This window comes from Streptomyces sp. NPDC034099 (assembly GCF_055575415.1).
This window is the reverse complement of the sequence record NZ_JBVISR010000011.1, coordinates 102,333-118,803: the sequence shown is the minus strand read 5'-3', so window position 1 is coordinate 118,803 and position 16,471 is coordinate 102,333. Positions and strand designations below refer to the sequence as shown.

Below are 16,471 nucleotides of genomic sequence, written 5' to 3'. Positions count from 1 at the left end.
GGGGACGGCAACGCGCGCGTGAGGCTGAGGGGCGTCCTGTCTCGTACCCCGAGGAGAGCAGAGCATGCCGTCCTACCTGTCGCCCGGCGTCTACGTCGAGGAGGTGGCCAGCGGCTCGCGCCCGATCGAGGGAGTGGGCACCTCGGTGGCGGCCTTCGTCGGTCTCGCCCCGACCGGCCCGCTGAACGAGCCCACGCTGGTGACCAACTGGACGCAGTACGTCGCGGCCTTCGGTGACTTCACCGGCGGGTACTACCTCGCGCACTCCGTCTACGGGTTCTTCAACAACGGCGGCTCCGCCGCCTACGTCGTCCGGGTCGGCGGTTCGGCCGAGGACGCCGCCGCCGACGGCTCGGTGAACGGCGCGGCCGCTCCCGCCGCCGTCACCGGCAGCACCGCCAAGGCGCTGCCCGCCGCGGAGCCCAAGCAGCTCGGCACGTTCGCCGTGACGGCCAACGCCGCCGGCCAGAGCGGCCCGCTGACCGTCGAGGTCGCCGACCCCGAGGGCGAGGGCCCCGCCGAGCGCTTCAAGCTGATCGTCAAGGACGGCGACAAGCCGGTCGAGACCTTCGACGTCAGCGCCAAGAAGGGCAACCGCTCCTACGTCGTCACGCAGGTCAAGGAGCGCTCCAAGCTCATCACCGTGACCGAGGCCGCGCCGTCCGCGCAGCTGGTCCGGCCGGAGAACCAGACCCTGACGCTGCCCGCGCCGCCGTCCGCCGCCCCCGCCGTTCCGGCCGGGCAGGCCGAGACCGCGCACCCCGGGCCGGCCCAGTACCTCGGTGACTCCGCGGACCGCACCGGCTTCGGCGGCCTGGAGGCGATCGACGAGATCTCCATGGTCGCGGTGCCCGACCTGATGGCCGCCTACCAGCGCGGCGCGATCGACCTGGAGGCCGTCAAGGCCGTCCAGCTCGGTCTCATAGCCCACTGCGAGCTGATGGGCGACCGCGTCGCCATCATCGACCCGCCGCCCAGCCAGAACGCCCGCCAGATCCGCGTCTGGCGCCAGGAGACGGCCGGTTACGACTCCAAGTACGCGGCCCTGTACTACCCCTGGATCAAGTCGTTCGACCCGGCCACCGGCCAGTCCCGCCTGGTCCCGCCGAGCGGCCACGTCGCCGGCATCTGGGCCCGCAACGACTCCGAGCGCGGCGTGCACAAGGCCCCCGCCAACGAGGTCGTCCGCGGCGCCGTCGACCTGGAGCTGCAGATCACCCGCGGCGAGCAGGACCTGCTCAACCCGATCGGCGTCAACTGCATCCGCTCCTTCCCCGGCCGCGGCATCCGCGTCTGGGGTGCGCGCACCCTCTCCTCCGACCCGGCGTGGCGCTACCTGAACATCCGCCGGTACTTCAACTACCTGGAGGAGTCGATCCTGATCGGCACCCAGTGGGTGGTGTTCGAGCCGAACGACCACAACCTCTGGGCCCGCATCCGCCGCAACGTCTCCGCGTTCCTGGTCAACGAGTGGCGCAACGGCGCCCTCTTCGGCCAGAGCCCCGACCAGGCCTACTACGTCAAGTGCGACGAGGAGACCAACCCGCCGGAGTCCGTCGACCTCGGCCGGGTCGTCTGCGAGATCGGCATCGCGCCGGTCAAGCCCGCCGAGTTCGTCATCTTCCGGCTCGCCCAGTTCTCCAGCGGCGGCGGCGAACTGGACGAGTAGGCGGATCGCGCCCCCGCCCTTGTCCCACATCCTCTAGAAGGACAGCGAACTCATGTCTCTCCCCAAACCAGAAGACGTACTCGTCGCACCGAACTTCGGTATCCAGATCGACGGTGTGATGGTCGAGTACCTCAACTCGGTGTCGAACCTGCAGATCGAGCAGGACGTCATCAAGTACCAGCAGAACCAGGGCACCACCGGACGCAACAACGTCACCCTGATGCCGGGCGTGGCCAAGGACGGCTCGGTCCAGGTCGAACGCGGTATGAGCCAGTCGTCGGTGTTCACCCAGTGGATCAACGACTCCATGGCGGGCCGGATGGCCACCGCCCGCAAGAACGCCACGATCATCGTGATGGACTACGAGGACAACCCGGTCAAGCGCTGGAACCTGCGCAACGCCTGGTGCAGCAAGGTCGTGGCGGGCACCCTGAAGGCGGGTGACACCAACGCCCTCACCGAGACCATCACCATCGTGTTCGAAGAACTGGTCGTCGAGTAATGCGCCGTTCGACTGCCAAGGCACCCGCCGCGGCACCCCAGTCCGCGACGGCGGGAGCGGACTTCCCCCGTTCGGCTCCCGCCGCCGCGCCCACGGAGGCGCCGGCCGGTTCTCCGGCCGGCCCTCCCGCCGGGCCCCCCGTCGACACCACCCCGAGGCAGCAGTTGCAGACCGAGTTCCCCTTCGAGCTGCCGCGCGGGTACGTCGACGAGTCGGGCACGGTGCACCGGGACGGTGTGATGCGCCTGTCGACGGCACGGGACGAGCTGATCCCGCTGCGCGACGTGCGGGTGCAGGAGAACCCGGCGTACCTGTCGGTGGTGCTGCTCGGCCGGGTCATCACCCGGCTGGGCACGCTGGCGATGGTGCACGACGGCGTCGTGGAGAACATGTTCGCCTCCGACCTGGCGTTCCTCCAGGACTTCTACCGCCAGATCAACGCGGAGGGGCACACCCGCGCGGCCGTCGAGTGCCCGCACTGCTCGGAGCCCTTCGAGGTGGAACTCGGCGGGAGCCGCCTGGGGGAATCGTGACGTACGCGACCGACCGGCTGCACGAGGAGATCGCGTACGTCGCCTACCACTTCCACTGGAGCCTGGAGGCGATCCTGGACCTGGAACACCAGGACCGCCGCCGGTACACGGACCAGATCGCGTCCCTCGTGACGCGAGGCACGGCGGAGGGCTGATCGGTGGGACTCCTGGACCGGCTGCGGGGTCGTCGGGACGACGACGGCGGAGGAAACGGGAACGGGGGCGGGACCGCGGCATCGGCGGCGGGTGCGCCCGCGGACACCGGCGCGCGTCCGGACCCGGGCGCGGGCGGAAGCGCGGCACCCGCGCCCGGCCCCGCGCCCGTGGCCGTCGCCGCCTGGACGGGCCTGCCGCCGATCCAGCGCGCCACGGGCGCGGACCGTACGGGGGTGGCGGACGCCGCTTTCGGCGGCCGCCTTCCGACGTGGCAGGACCCGTCGTTCACCCGGGCGCCGTCCCCGGCGGTACTCAACCCGGCGGCCGGCGACAGCCTGCTGTCCGGCGCCTTCGGCACCCCGGCCCGGCAGGCTCCCTCCACGCCCCTGGCCCGCCCGGCCGGCACACCGCCGGTGCAGCGGATGCCGGTCGCGCCGCTGCGCGCGATACCGGCCGACGCCCCGGCCACGGCCACGGCTCCGACCGCGCCCACGGGTTCCGCCCCGAGGGCGCGCGGTGGTGCGTCGGGTACGCAGGGCCCCACGTCTCCGGGTCCCACGCCGGCGGCGACCACGTCGTCGGCCGCGCCCGCGGCCGCGCCGGTCCAGCGGGCGCGTTCCGCCGGGACGGCGTCGGCCGCCGCGCCCGCGAGCCCACCGGCCCAGGCCCCCCGCGGGGTCCGGGTGACCCCGGCGCCGCCCGCCGCCCCGCACCCGCGGCAGTCGCTGACCAAGGCCCCGTCCGGATCGTCGGCGGTGCAGCGCCGGGCGTTGCCGGCGAGCCGCCGGACCACCGGAGCCGCCCCGGCGCCCTCCGGCCCGGCGCCCTCGTCGCCGGACGCCGACCGAGCGGACCCCGGCTCGGCACCGGCCGGGGACGCCTCCCCGGCCCTCGGTCCCGTCACCCCGGCGCCCGCACCGACCGGTGCACCCGTCCAGCGGGCGGTTCCGGCGCCCGGGACCACACCGGCCCCGGGCGCGTCGGGCGACACCACGGCACCGGCTGCCCCGGTACGGCGGCCCGGCGCCGGCAACCCGTCGTCGCCCGCACCGGCCAACAGCGGCACCGCGGCGGACACCCCGCCCGTCCAACGGACCACCGCACGACCGTCCGACGCGAGCAACCCGGCGTCCCCGGCACCGGCCCACAGCGGCCCCGCGTCCGGCACACCGCCGGTCCAGCGCGCCGCCGCACGGCCCTCCAGCCCCGCGACGGACGCCCCGGCACGACGCGCCACCCCGCGGCCCGGCGGCGACAACCCGGCAACCACCGCACCGGACACCAGCACCACGCCCACCGCGCCACCCGTCCAGCGCGCCGCCGCACGGCCGTCCGGCGCCGGCAACCGGCCGACCCCCGCACCGGCCAACAGCGGCACCGCGGCGGACACCCCGCCCGTCCAACGGACCACCGCACGACCGTCCGACGCGAGCACCCCGCCGACCCCCGCGCCGGCCAACAGCGGCACCGGGTCCAGCACGCCGCCGGTCCAGCGCGCCGCCGTCCGACCGTCCAGCCCGGCAACGGACACCCCGGCACGACGCGCCACCCCGCGGCCCGGCAGCGACAACCCGGCAACCACCGGACCGGACACCAGCACCACGCCCACCGCGCCACCCGTCCAGCGCGCCGCCGCATGGCCCGGCAGCGGCGCCGCACCGGACACCCCGGTACGGCAGACCCCCGCACCGGCCGACAGCGGCAACGTGTCCAGCACACCGCCGGTCCAACGCGCCGCCGCACCACCGTCCGACGACAGCAACCCGGCCTCCGCTCCGGCCAACAGCGGCTCCGCGTCCGGCACACCGCCGGTCCAGCGCGCCGCCGCACAGCCGTCCAGCCCCGCGTCGGCCGACGCTCCGGGCAACGGCCCCGCGCCCGCCGCCCCGGCACGGCGGCCCGCCGTACGTCCCGGCGGCGGCCCGGCGTCCACCCCTGCGGGCAGCGGCGCCACGGCCTCGACGCCGCCGGTGCAGCGTGCCGTACGCCGCACCGACGGCGGCACGACTCCCCCGGCGGGCAACGACACACCCGCCACCCGGCGAGCCGCCGCGCGGCCGGACCGCCCCGCCTCCACCGGTGACCGCCGGACCGGTTCGCCGGGGACCCCGACGACCGGCGCCCCGGTACAACGGGCCGTCCCGCAGCCCGAGTCGGGGTCCAGCACCCCCGCGCGACCGGTCACGCCCGCGTCCGGTACCACCGCGGACCCGACGCGGGGCGAGTCCCCGGTGCGCCGGGCGGAGTCCCGGCCCGCCGCCAACCCGGCGTCCGGCACCAGCACCCCGCCCACCGGCGACACAGCGGCACCCGCACCCTCGCCCTCGCCCTCGGCAGGGGCCGCCCCCGCCGGTCCTCCCGTCCAGCGAGCCGTGTCCCCGGCCGACGGCCCCGCCGCCGAGACCCCGGCCCGGCGGGCGGCCACCCCGATCACGCCGGCCCCGGGGCCCGGCGGCGCCGCGGCAACGCCGTCCACCGCACGCCCCACCGGCACCGGCACCGGCACCGGGGACTCCACCGGAGGCCGTCGCCCCTCGGCGACCGCACCCGGCGTTCCCGCCACCCCGGTCGGCCAGCCCCCCGTCCAGCGCCGCACGTCGGCCGCCCAGCCGGCGCGACCCGCGCAGCCGTCCCCGGCTCGACCCGGCGACGCACCACAACCGCCGGTGCAGCGGGCGCCGGAGCGGCGGACCGACGGCCCGATCGCGCCCTCCGCCACACCGGCGGCACCGGCGGAGCCGTCGGCACCGGCCGAACCGAGCCTCGCGACCACGGCCACCGCGCCCGCCTCGCCCACCACCGCCGGCACCCGTACCGCGCCCACCCCCGCCGTACCGCTGCCCCGGCCGGACACCGGCAGGACGGCCACCCCCGCGGCCCCCGTGCAGCGCAGCGCGACCGCGCGGCGTCCGGGGCTCGGCGCGCCCACCTCGTCCGGCCCGGTCAACGCCGTACGTCCGACGGTGACGCCGACACCGGCACCGACGGCGGCGCAGTCACCGGCACCGAGGTCCACCGCCGCCCCGGCGGGACCGGCCGGGGCGCCCGCGCGTCGTTCTCCGCTCGGCGCGCCCCTCTCCGCGCCGCCGTCCGACACCACGTCGCTCACCACCCGTTCCCCGGCGCTGGTGCCCTCCGCGACCGAGGGCCGTACGTCCCCGCCCGTCCAGCGGGCCACCGCCCAGGCCGTCCCGCCCGCGGCACCGCCCTTCACGACCACGACCACCCCCCTGCCCGCGGCGCCGCCCTTCGCGGCCCTGAGCACGCCCGCGGCACCCCCGTTCGCGGACACGGCCCTGCCCGCCGCACCGCCCTTCGCGGACACGGCCATGCTCTCCGCACCGCCCTTCGCGGCCACGGCAACGCCCCCGGCGGCGCCGCACCTCACGCCTGGGCCGCTGCCCGGTGGCGGCGGGTCCAGGCCACCCGTCGTCCAGCGGGCGCCCGCCAAGGCCGTACCCCTGCGCAAGCCCGTGTCCCCCGGCGGCGCCGCCACCGGAGCCCCGCTCCCGGTGGCCCCGCTCACCCCGCCCCGGCCGTCGGCGGCCCGGCCCGAGCTGCCCGTCGCCACACCGGCGGCGCCCGCGCCGACGCCCGCGGACACCGCGCCGCAGGCCCTCGCCCCCGCGAGCGCCGCGTCCGCCGGCCTGCCGCCGGTCCAGCGGTTCTCCTTCCGCCGTTCCCGCCGCGCCGGGCGCACCACCGCGGCTCTGGCCTCCCACACGGCCGCCACCGTGGTGGACAACCTGACCCGGCTGGACCCCCCGCCGTCCCGGCCCGGCCCGAACGACCCGCCGCCCCCGTACAGCGACCCGCCGCCCCCCTACGAGGCGGGTGGGGGCGCGCGGCCCTCCGAGGACCCCCCGCCCGCGTACACGGCGGTCCCCGAAGGCGGGTTCGACCCGCGGGAACTCACCGACTTCCAGCTCGACGAACTGGTGCACCGGATCATCGGCCGCGTCACCCGTCTCGTCCGCACCGAACTGCGTATGGACCGCGAACGGATCGGCAGACTGCGCGACCCGCGCTGACCGGACCGCACCGGCCCCGCCGGACGGCCGGACCGCCCCGAGGGCACGCCCGCCCGCCACCGTTCCCCGACAAGAAAGGTCGACCCCCGATGACCCGTGAGGACCCGGGCTCTTCCATCTGGTTCAGCCTCGCCATCGACGGCGAGAGCCTCGGCTACTTCAACGGGTGCGAGGGCCTGTCGACCCAGGTGGAGGTGGAACAGCGCCAGGAGGGCGGCAACAACGGCTTCGTCTGGCAGCTGCCCACCCGCGTCACCTACTCCAACATCCGGCTGACCCGTCCCCTCACCCCGGACACGGCGAAGGTCGCCAAGTGGATCTCGTCCGTGCAGACCGGCATCAAACGCCCCACCGCGCAGATCTCCGCCCTGCGCGCGGACGGGTCGCTGGTCGCCCGCTGGGGACTGATCGACGTCCTGCCCGTCAGCTGGCAGGGCCCCAGCCTCGACCCCGGCAGCGCGTCGGTGGCCAACGAGGTCCTGGAGATCGCTCACCACGGGTTCACGGACTGACGGCGCCGCGGAGCAGAGAGGAAGAACCATGGCCAAGAGCAGCAAGGGCGCCGGCAAGAGCCTCGTACGCGCCAACCTCGCCATCCACGAGCCGCCCACCGGCGACTCCACGTCGCCCGGTGCGCTGATCAAGCGGTTTCCCTTCGAGTTCAACCCGGCGCAGCTGTCGATCAGCCAGCGCTCCCAGTGGAAGGCGACCCCGACGGCAGCCGTGCGGAAGGCCGCGAAGCCGCAGTTCATGGGTGCCGAGCCCCGGGAGATGACCCTGGAAATCTTCCTGGACTCCTCGATGAAGCCCGACGGCAACACCGTGATGAAGAAGGTCGACTCGTTGCTGATCTGCTGCGAGGTCACCGCCAAGAGCCTGGCCGCCAAGCAGCCGTCCCCACCCTGGGTGATCTTCGAGTGGGGGTCGTTCTCCACGGCCCGGTTCAGCGCCTACGTCGCGTCCATCGAGACCCAGTACACGCTCTTCGGCACCACCGGCGTCCCGATCCGCGCCACCTGCCAGATGGCCCTGGTGGAGATTCCCGGCCCGACCCCGAACCAGAACCCGACTTCCGGCGCCCTCACCGCCCAGCGCGTGCACCGGGTCGTCGCGGGGGACTCGCTCCAGTCGCTGGCCTGGAACGAGTACGGCAGCGCCAACGCGTGGCGGGTGATCGCCGAGGCCAACGGCATCGACGACCCGTCCCACCTGCCGACCGGTACCGAACTCATCCTGCCGGCCACCGAGGAGGTGCCTCGCTGATGGTGCGTCCCTCCTTCTCCAGCATCGTCGAGGTGCAGATCGGCGGAGCGAAGCTGCCCGACACCATCGCCCCGATGCTCACCGACGGCTGGGTCGACCAGGGTGTCAACGTGCCGGCGGCGTTCCGGCTCACCTTCCGCGACCCCTACCACCGGCTCCTCGGCAAGCTGAACGTGCAGTTCGGCACCAAGGTCGTCATCACGCCGATCGCCGACGGGCACGGCAAGGGCAACCCCCTGCTGACCGGTGAGGTCACCGGCCTGGAGACCGACTACGACGGCACCGGCAGCTTCACCGTCATCCGCGGCTACGACTACGGGCACCGGCTGATGCGCCAGCGCCGGGTGGCCGCGTACCGCAACCAGAAGGCCTCCGACATCGCCCGCAAGCTCGTGGCCATGGACGGCGTCTCCATCGGCCGCATCCAGGCGACCAAGGGCACCTACGGGTTCATCTCCCAGTCCAACGTCACCGACTGGGACTTCCTCGCCCGGCTCGCCGACGAGAACAAGATGATCATGTACCTGGACTCCAAGGGGAAGTTCCGGTTCGTCACGCCGAAGCCGTCGGCCGGTGCGCCCTCGCCGAGCACGGACGGCGACAAGAGCACCTTCGTCCTCCAGGCCGGCCACGACATCCTGCGGCTGCGGGCCGCCGTCACCGCCGCCGACCAGATCGGCAAGGTCGAGTCGCGCGGCTGGAACGTCACCACCAAGAAGAAGATCACCGAGACCGCGCCGGCCACCACGGACCCCGGCATCAACATCAAGTGGACGCCCGGCACGGCCGCCGGCAAGTTCAAGCCCGGCAAGCTCGTCGAGACCGCCAACCCCTACGACAAGCAGGACGAGGTCCAGAACGCCGCGAAGGCCCTCGCCTCCGACGTCACCGGCGCCTTCGCCGAGCTGGAAGTCGCCGCCAACGGCCACCCCGACCTGCGGCCCGGCGTCCCCGTCGCCCTCGCCGGCGTCGGCACGCCCTTCGAGGGCAAGTACACCGTCACCGCGGTACGCCACCACTTCGGCGACGGCGTCGCCTACGAGTCCTGGATCACGGTCAGCGGACGCCAGTGGCGTTCCCTGTACGGGCTCGCCTCGGGCGGGGGCGGCGGCGCGGACCCGGCGAGCGCCGCCCGGCTGCCCAGCGTCGCCAACGCCATCGTCACCGACGTGCAGGACCCCCTCAAGCAGGGCAGGGTCAAGCTGCAGTTCCCGTGGCTGGACGACACCTACGTCAGCGACTGGACGCGCAGCGTCCAGATGGGCGGCGTGGCGGGCGGCGGCATCTTCCCCATGGACGTCGGCGACGAGGTACTGGTCGCCTTCGACCGGGGGGCGCTGGACCACCCGTTCGTGATCGGCGGCCTCTACAACGGCCGGGACGTGCCGACCAAGAGCGACGTGCCCCTGCACGACGGCCTGAAGAAGAAGGCCGTACGGCACACCCTGTCCGACCGCCAGGGCAACCGCGTCGACCTGCTCAGCCAGCGCACCGGCGGGCGCAAGCAGGGCGTGCGGATCGCCAGCGGCAACGACAGGCTGACCATCAACCTCGACCGCACCAAGACCGAGATCACCGTCGACAGCAAGGGCTCCGTCAGCATCACCGGCAGCCGCTCGGTGTCGGTGAAGGCGGGCGGGAGCCTGTCGCTCACCGCCGGACGCACCCTGACCATCAAGAGCGGCGGCCCACTCAGCATCCAGGGCGGCAGCTCGGTCAACATCGGGAGCCCGGGCGCGGTCGGAGTGAACGCGGGAGCCGCCCTGAACCTGTCGGGGACCGCCGCCATGAACCTGGTCAGCGCCGTCACCAACATCACCGGCGGCGTCAGCCTCACACTCAACTCGCCCATGACGAAGGTCACGGGAGCGAGCTTCGCGGTCCTGGCCCCCTCGTTCAAGGTCAACACGATCCCCACGCCCGGCGCGGCATGAGCCGCCCCCGAGGAAGCCAGGAGGTCCTCTGATGGCCGAACAGTTCGTCGGCTCCGGCTGGTCGTTCCCCCTGCGGATCGGGCCCACCGGCGGGATCGCCCTCGTCAGCGGCGAGCAGGAGGTGGAGGAGGCCATGCGGCTCATCCTCGCCACCGCGCCCGGAGAGCGGCCGATGCGCCCCGAGTTCGGCTGCGCCATCCACGACCTCGTCTTCGCGCCCGTCAACGAGCAGACGGCCGGCCGCATCCAGCACGAGGTGTATGTCACCCTGGACCGCTGGGAACCACGCATCGAGGTCCACGACGTCGACGTCACCACCGGCGAGGAACAGAACGTCCTCTTCATCGACGTCCGTTACTCGATCCGCGGCACCAACAACCCGCGCAGCCTCGTCTTCCCGTTCTACGTCATTCCCTCCCACGACGAGCCCGACCTCCCCGACGCTCCGGCCGGTCTCCCGGGCTCTCCCGAAAGCGACCGCTGATGCCCCTGCCCTCTCCCAACCTCGACGACCGCCGCTTCCAGCAGTTCGTCGACGATGCCAAGCGCTACATCCAGCAGCGCGCCCCGGAGTGGACCGACCACAACGTCTCGGACCCCGGCGTCACGCTCGTCGAGACGGTGGCCCACATGGCCGACCAGATCGTCTACCGGCTCAACCGGGTCCCGGACAAGAACCACCTCGCCTTCCTGGACCTGGTCGGCATCACGCTGTTCCCGCCGTCGGCCGCGCGCACGGACGTCACCTTCTGGCTCTCCGCACCGCAGGAGGACACGATCCTCGTCCCGGTCGGCACCGAGATCGCCACCCTGCGCACCGAACGCGACGAGGCCGTCGTGTTCGCCACCGAGCAGGACCTGCGCATCGTCCCGTGCGCGCTGGACCGCCTGGTGACGCAGGTCCGCGGCGAAGCCGTCAGCGACCGCACCACGGACCTCGCCGAGAGCAAGGACGTGCTGTGCTTCGCCGAGGCGCCCAACCCCGGCGACTGCATGCTCATCGGCCTCAGCGCCGCCGTCCCGGACTGCGCGCTCGCTCTCGAACTCGACAGCCGCGTCGACGGTGTCGGTGTCGACCCGCGCCAGCCGCCGCTGGTCTGGGAGGCGTGGACCGAGGACGGCTGGCAGTCCTGCGAGGTCGACCGCGACGGCACCGGTGGTCTCAACCGCCCCGGCGACGTCGTGCTCCACATACCCGGCGGGCACGTCCTGTCCCGCAACGGCGGCCACGAGGCCGGCTGGATCCGCTGCCGGGTCACCGAACCGCTGACCGGCCAGCCCTTCTACACCACCTCGCCGACCATCCGTTCCGCCGAGGCCTACACCATCGGCGGCACCACCGGCTCCATCCACGCCGAGACCATCCTCGACGAGCCCCTCGGCGAGTCCACCGGCCTGCCCGGCCAGCGGCTCCGGCTCGAACACGCCCCCGTCGTCGCCGGCGAACCGTCCGTCCTCCTCCAGACCGCCGCCGACGACGGCTGGCAGGACTGGCAGGTCGTCCCGCACTTCGCCGGCTCCCACCCCGACGACCACCACATCACCGTGGACGCCACCACCGGCGAGATCGCCTTCGGCCCCGCCGTCCGCGAGGCCGACGGCACCCTGCGCCAGTACGGTGCCGTCCCGCCCAAGGGCGCCGTCATCCGCGCCCGCCGCTACCGCACCGGCGGGGGCAGGGCGGGCAACGTGGCCCGCGGCGCCGTACAGGTGCTGCGCACTTCCATCCCGTACGTCTCCGAGGTCGTCAACCGCGAGGCCGCCCTCGGCGGCGTCGACGGCGAGACCATCGAGGAGGCAAAGCTCCGGGCCCCCATCACCCTGCGCGCCCAGGAACGCGCCGTCACGCTGCGCGACTACGAGGAACTCGCCCGCCGCGCCGCCCCCGAGACCGCCCGCATCACCTGCCTGGAGGGCGCGGAGAACGAGTACGGCGCCCACGCCGTCCGCGTCCTCGTCGTCCCCCAGGCCGTCCCGGACCCCGGCGGACGCCTCCGCTTCGAGCAACTCGTGCCGGGTGACGCCCTCTTGAACCGCATCACCCGCCACCTCGACGAACGCCGCCTGATCGGCACCCGGCTCGCCGTCGGCCCGCCCTACTACCAGGGCGTCACCGTCGTCGCCACCGTCCACGCCTTCCGCGACGTGGACGCCGACCGTGTGCGCCGGCAGACCCACGACGCCCTCTACCGCCACCTCGACCCGCTCACCGGCGGCTCCGACGGCAAGGGCTGGCCCTTCGGACGCCCCGTGCAGACCGGTGAGCTGTTCGCCGTCCTCCAGCGCGTCCCCGGCGTCGAACTCGTCGACGAGGTCGTCCTGCACCCGGCCGACCCCCTCACCGGCAAGCGCGGCGACCCCACCAACCGCATCGACCTCGACCCACCCGCCCTGGTCTTCTCCTACGACCACCGGGTCCGCGTGATCGGGGACGGCGCGTGAAGTCCGCCTCGCACCGGGGCTCCGTCGACGGACTCGGCTCCTCGCTGCCCATCGCGTCGATGCTGCCGGCCGTCTTCGCCGACGACGACCTCGCCCTGCGTTTCGTCGGCGGCCTCGACGACGTCCTCGCACCGATCCTGAACGTCCTGGACTGCCTGGACACCTATTTCGACCCCGCGCTCACCCCGGCGGACTTCGCGCAGTGGCTCGGCACCTGGGTCGGCGCGGAGACCGACGGCACCGAGGCCGAACCGATGCTGCGCGCCGCCGTCGCCGCCGCCGCCCGGCTGCACCGCGTACGCGGCACCCTGCAGGGCCTGGCCGAGACCGTCCGGCTCTCCTTCGGTGTCGCGCCGGAGATCACCGAGAGCGGCGGCGCCGTGTGGAACGCCCGGCCGCTCGGCCCGTTCCCCGGCCGGCCCCGCCCGCAGCTGCACGTCGCCCTCCGGCTGCCCGACCCGAGGCCCGTCGACGTCCACCGGCTGGACGCCCTCGTCGCCGCCGCCCGCCCCGCCCACATGCCCTACACGGTCGAAGTGACCGCCTCCGAAAGGACCCCGGAGAGATGACCACGCAGAACTGCGCCGAGTGCGGAACCCGCGCGGAACCGGGCCAGTCCTTCTGCGACGCGTGCGGCGCCGTACTCAGCTGGGACCAGGCCGGCGCCGCCGCCCGCACCCCGCAGCCCGCGGCCGCCACGTCCGACCAGGGCCCCGGCTTCGACGCCTTCGCCGGCGCCGGCGTCCCTCCGGCCCGCACCGGTCGCCCGGCCGCGGCATCCGCCCCGGCACCCGCCCAGGGCGCCGACGAACCGGCCGGCGCCCTCGGGGACAACCCGACGCTGCCCCAGCCGCGCCGCCCGGCGGGCACCGCGGACACCCCGGCCGCCACCGGGGACTCGGGGAACACCACGGGCGCCGCGGGCCGCGCGGGCGGTGCCGGGAGCCCGGACGACGCCCAGGGCGCCGCCGCACCCGCGCCCGGCACCGACGAGACCGCACCCACCGCCCCGGTGCCCTCCGCCTCGGCACCCGCCCCGAACGCGCTCACCGACACCATGTCCGACCGGGCCCGTTCCCTCCTCGTCCCCGTCGCCGACCCCGAGGCCCCCGCCCCGGCGGCGCCGCCCACCGTCGCCCCCGTCCTGCCCGGCCGCCCCGACGCGGACCGGCCGCAGGTCCGCGCCCCCGGACACCAGCCGGACATCGCCAACGGCCCGCCCTGCCCGTGGTGCTCCACGCCCAACCGCCCCGACCGCCACTACTGCGCCCGCTGCGCCATGCCCCTGGTCGCGAGCGGCGACCAGGCCGCCGTGCGGGCCCCCTGGTGGCGCCGGCTCTTCGGCGGACGGCGCCAGGAGACCCCGTGGGCGGGCGACCGCCCCCGCCTGCGCCGCGTCTTCGACCGCATCGGCACCTGGATCACCGTCGTCGTCGTGGCCACCCTGGTCGTCCTCGGCTTCATGTACATCCCCGACGGCGTCCAGAACACCCGCGACCACTTCGCCAAGCGCGCCCCCGTCTCCCCGGACGCCATCAAGGCCTCGCACTCCTTCCCCGGCCACAAGCCGGAGCTCCTCATCGACAAGCTCAGCAACACCTGGTGGGGGCCGGGCATCTCGCAGTCCGGCCAGGGCGAGTGGGTCGAGGTCAGCTTCACCGAGCCGACCCGGCTGCTCGACGTGATCATCACCCCCGGTGTCTCCACCCGCGCCGACAAGCTGCGGGAGTCGGCCCTGCCGCACCGCGTCAAGGCGACGATCACCATGAAGGACGGGTCGATCAAGACCCGCGACCTCACCCTGGACCAGGGCGCCGGCGGCCAGCGACGCCCGTTCCGCGTCGGCGAGGTCACCAAGGTCCGCTTCACCATCGAATCCGCCCACGCGGCGTCCGCCAAGAAGCAGGTCGCCATCTCCGAGATCGAGTTCTTCGGCCCCTCCAGCGCCAACCGCTCCTCCTGACCCGGCCCGGGGCCCCGCCGCCGCACACCGTCGCGGACCGGCGGGGCCCCCACCCGAACGGACGCCACACCATGCGCCGCCCTCCGGGCCACCGGAGGCTGAGGCCATGCCCACAGCACGAGCGATATCCACCGCCGTCCTGCTGTCCACGGCCACCCTGCTCGCCTCCTCCCTCGCGGCCTGCGCGCCCCCGGCCCGGGACGGGGAACGGCACGGCGACACCGGTGGCACCACGACCGACGCCCAGGCCCTGAACGACCTCCGCGAGCAGTCCCCGACCTGGCGGGACTGCCCCGCCCCCGCCCCCATCCAGGGCGGCGGCGAGGCCCCCGGCGCGCTCCCCGACGGCACCCGGTGGCAATGCGCCACCCTGCGCACGCCGTTGGACTGGAAGAACCCCTCCGGCGAGGCCATCGGCCTCGCGCTGATCCGCGCCCGCGCGAGCGGTGCCCCGGACGACCGGATCGGCTCCCTGCTCTTCAACTTCGGCGGCCCCGGCGGCTCCGGCGTCGCCACCCTCCCCGGTCTCGCCCCCGACTACGAGAAGCTCCGCACCCGCTACGACCTCGTCAGCTTCGACCCGCGCGGCGTCGGCAACAGCGAGGGCGTGCGCTGCCTGGACGCCGGCCTCCCCGACGAGGACGACATCGACAACACCCCCGACGACGGCGGCGACGAGACCAACGCGCTCGTCCGGTTCAACCGGGCGACGGCGGCCGCCTGCGAGAAGAACTCCGGCGACGTCCTCCCCTACGTCGGCACCACCCAGGCCGCCCAGGACATGGACCTGATGCGCCAGGTCCTCGGCGACGAGAAGCTCCACTACTTCGGCATCTCCTACGGCACCGAACTCGGCGGCGTCTACGCCCACTTGTTCCCCGAGCGCGTCGGCCGCGCCGTACTCGACGGGGTCGTCGACCCCACCCACGACCAGATGGCGGAGGCCCTCGCCCAGGCCGGCGGATTCCAGCTCGCCTTCGAGCACTTCGCCGCCTGGTGCGCCCGGCAGGGCTGCGCACTCGGCGACGACGCCGAGGACATCGTGGACCTCACCGTCGGCCTCGAAGAGGCCCTCGACGACACCCCCCTCACCACCTCCGGCGGCGGCGAACTCGACGGCGACGAACTGGTCGACGCCATCAGCGGCGCGCTCTACCGGCAGGAGTACTGGCCCGCTCTCCGCGCCGGCCTGGAAGCCGCGGCCGACGACAACGGCGAAGTCCTCCACGACCTCGCCGAAGCCCTCGGCCAGCACGGCGCGGGCGGTGACACCGACGACGACACGACCGACGAGGAGAGCAACGAGGACGACGCCTTCCGGGCCATCACCTGCGACGACTCCAGCAGCCGCTACACCGTCGCGGACGTCCGGTCCCGCCTGGCGGACTTCCTCGAGGCCTCCCCCCTCTTCGGCCCCGGCCTCGCCTGGAGCGCCCTGTCCTGCGACGGCTGGCCGGTCCCCGGAGCCGCCCGGCACCCCGAGGTCAGCGCCCCCGGTGCAGCCCCCGTCCTGCTCGTCGGCAACACCGGCGACCCCGCGACCCCCTACGAGGGCGCCGCCCGCATGGCGGAGCGCCTCGGCGAGAAGGTGGGCGTCGAGCTGACGTACGAGGGCGAGGGCCACGGCGCCTACGACAGCGGCAACACCTGCGTCCAGGGCACCGTCGACGCCTACCTGCTGAACGGCACGCTTCCCAAGCCCGGCACGGTCTGCGAGGCGGAGCCCCTGCCGCAGGGCAAGTAACCGGCACCGAACGCCGACGCCCCCGCGATCCATGATCGCGGGGGCGTCGGCGTACCGGGTGCGGAGCCCCCTGTCGGATTCGAACCGACGACCTTCGCTTTACAAGAGCGGCGCTCTGACCAGCTGAGCTAAGGAGGCACGCGCGCGGCGGGCGCGCGCAGGCTGCTCCACTGTACACAGAGCCGGTGAACGATGGGATTCGAAAGTTTCGGCGAAATTCACCGACCTCCAGCT

At 74.3% G+C, this 16,471-nt stretch carries 13 protein-coding genes and 1 tRNA gene; 13 read left to right on the top strand and 1 reads right to left on the bottom strand.

Annotated features, from left to right (window positions below):
• Nucleotides 1-64 precede the first annotated feature (64 nt).
• The 13 genes from ACZ56V_RS28805 (at nucleotide 65) to ACZ56V_RS28745 (ending at nucleotide 16,237) form a co-directional block, all read left to right on the top strand.
• Nucleotides 65-1,669 carry a phage tail sheath subtilisin-like domain-containing protein gene (locus tag ACZ56V_RS28805; RefSeq protein WP_356364963.1) on the top strand — a complete coding sequence of 535 codons (1,605 nt, stop codon included), beginning with the start codon at nucleotides 65-67 and terminating at the stop codon, nucleotides 1,667-1,669.
• Nucleotides 1,670-1,721: 52 nt separating this feature from the next.
• Entirely contained in the window at nucleotides 1,722-2,171 is a 450-nt protein-coding gene (locus tag ACZ56V_RS28800) for a phage tail protein (protein ID WP_007450914.1), read from the top strand.
• On the top strand, nucleotides 2,171-2,704 hold the full coding sequence (locus ACZ56V_RS28795) for a hypothetical protein (protein ID WP_398914474.1): 534 nt from the start codon (nucleotides 2,171-2,173) through the stop codon (nucleotides 2,702-2,704). The genes ACZ56V_RS28800 and ACZ56V_RS28795 overlap by 1 nt, the downstream gene beginning before the upstream one ends.
• Entirely contained in the window at nucleotides 2,701-2,859 is a 159-nt protein-coding gene (locus tag ACZ56V_RS28790) for a DUF6760 family protein (RefSeq protein WP_007450918.1), read from the top strand. The genes ACZ56V_RS28795 and ACZ56V_RS28790 overlap by 4 nt, the downstream gene beginning before the upstream one ends.
• A 3-nt stretch (nucleotides 2,860-2,862) precedes the next feature.
• Nucleotides 2,863-6,891: a hypothetical protein gene (locus tag ACZ56V_RS28785; RefSeq protein ID WP_468946240.1), complete on the top strand. Its 4,029-nt coding sequence runs from the start codon at nucleotides 2,863-2,865 to the stop codon at nucleotides 6,889-6,891.
• A gap of 89 nt (nucleotides 6,892-6,980) precedes the next feature.
• Nucleotides 6,981-7,403, top strand: coding sequence for a phage tail protein (locus ACZ56V_RS28780; RefSeq protein WP_052842895.1), 423 nt, complete (start codon nucleotides 6,981-6,983; stop codon nucleotides 7,401-7,403).
• A 28-nt stretch (nucleotides 7,404-7,431) separates the two neighbouring features.
• On the top strand, nucleotides 7,432-8,154 hold the full coding sequence (locus ACZ56V_RS28775) for a CIS tube protein (RefSeq protein WP_398914470.1): 723 nt from the start codon (nucleotides 7,432-7,434) through the stop codon (nucleotides 8,152-8,154).
• Complete coding sequence (locus ACZ56V_RS28770) at nucleotides 8,154-10,088, top strand: VgrG-related protein (protein WP_468946236.1); 1,935 nt, start codon at nucleotides 8,154-8,156, stop codon at nucleotides 10,086-10,088. The genes ACZ56V_RS28775 and ACZ56V_RS28770 overlap by 1 nt, the downstream gene beginning before the upstream one ends.
• 31 nt (nucleotides 10,089-10,119) lie before the next feature.
• Nucleotides 10,120-10,572 carry a GPW/gp25 family protein gene (locus ACZ56V_RS28765; protein WP_003974730.1) on the top strand — a complete coding sequence of 151 codons (453 nt, stop codon included), beginning with the start codon at nucleotides 10,120-10,122 and terminating at the stop codon, nucleotides 10,570-10,572.
• Nucleotides 10,572-12,530, top strand: a complete 1,959-nt coding sequence (locus ACZ56V_RS28760; RefSeq protein ID WP_398914466.1) for a putative baseplate assembly protein — start codon at nucleotides 10,572-10,574, stop codon at nucleotides 12,528-12,530. Before ACZ56V_RS28765 ends, ACZ56V_RS28760 begins: the two co-directional genes overlap by 1 nt.
• 59 nt (nucleotides 12,531-12,589) lie before the next feature.
• Nucleotides 12,590-13,099 carry a phage tail protein gene (locus ACZ56V_RS28755; protein ID WP_468946521.1) on the top strand — a complete coding sequence of 170 codons (510 nt, stop codon included), beginning with the start codon at nucleotides 12,590-12,592 and terminating at the stop codon, nucleotides 13,097-13,099.
• On the top strand, nucleotides 13,096-14,493 hold the full coding sequence (locus ACZ56V_RS28750; RefSeq protein WP_468946231.1) for an NADase-type glycan-binding domain-containing protein: 1,398 nt from the start codon (nucleotides 13,096-13,098) through the stop codon (nucleotides 14,491-14,493). The genes ACZ56V_RS28755 and ACZ56V_RS28750 overlap by 4 nt, the downstream gene beginning before the upstream one ends.
• Before the next feature lie 106 nt (nucleotides 14,494-14,599).
• Nucleotides 14,600-16,237 carry an alpha/beta hydrolase gene (locus tag ACZ56V_RS28745; RefSeq protein WP_468946228.1) on the top strand — a complete coding sequence of 546 codons (1,638 nt, stop codon included), beginning with the start codon at nucleotides 14,600-14,602 and terminating at the stop codon, nucleotides 16,235-16,237.
• 64 nt (nucleotides 16,238-16,301) lie between these two features.
• On the opposite strand, the gene ACZ56V_RS28740 is transcribed toward ACZ56V_RS28745, so the two are convergent.
• Nucleotides 16,302-16,375: transfer RNA gene (locus ACZ56V_RS28740), tRNA-Thr, on the bottom strand.
• Nucleotides 16,376-16,471 lie beyond the last annotated feature (96 nt).

Coding starts and splice junctions, on each gene's coding strand:
- ACZ56V_RS28750 (WP_468946231.1), top strand. CDS start 13,096: ATGACCACGCAGAACTGCGCCGAGTGCGGAACCCGCGCGGAACCGGGC.
- ACZ56V_RS28775 (WP_398914470.1), top strand. CDS start 7,432: ATGGCCAAGAGCAGCAAGGGCGCCGGCAAGAGCCTCGTACGCGCCAAC.
- ACZ56V_RS28745 (WP_468946228.1), top strand. CDS start 14,600: ATGCCCACAGCACGAGCGATATCCACCGCCGTCCTGCTGTCCACGGCC.
- ACZ56V_RS28765 (WP_003974730.1), top strand. CDS start 10,120: ATGGCCGAACAGTTCGTCGGCTCCGGCTGGTCGTTCCCCCTGCGGATC.
- ACZ56V_RS28760 (WP_398914466.1), top strand. CDS start 10,572: ATGCCCCTGCCCTCTCCCAACCTCGACGACCGCCGCTTCCAGCAGTTC.
- ACZ56V_RS28780 (WP_052842895.1), top strand. CDS start 6,981: ATGACCCGTGAGGACCCGGGCTCTTCCATCTGGTTCAGCCTCGCCATC.
- ACZ56V_RS28770 (WP_468946236.1), top strand. CDS start 8,154: ATGGTGCGTCCCTCCTTCTCCAGCATCGTCGAGGTGCAGATCGGCGGA.
- ACZ56V_RS28795 (WP_398914474.1), top strand. CDS start 2,171: ATGCGCCGTTCGACTGCCAAGGCACCCGCCGCGGCACCCCAGTCCGCG.
- ACZ56V_RS28755 (WP_468946521.1), top strand. CDS start 12,590: ATGCTGCCGGCCGTCTTCGCCGACGACGACCTCGCCCTGCGTTTCGTC.
- ACZ56V_RS28805 (WP_356364963.1), top strand. CDS start 65: ATGCCGTCCTACCTGTCGCCCGGCGTCTACGTCGAGGAGGTGGCCAGC.
- ACZ56V_RS28800 (WP_007450914.1), top strand. CDS start 1,722: ATGTCTCTCCCCAAACCAGAAGACGTACTCGTCGCACCGAACTTCGGT.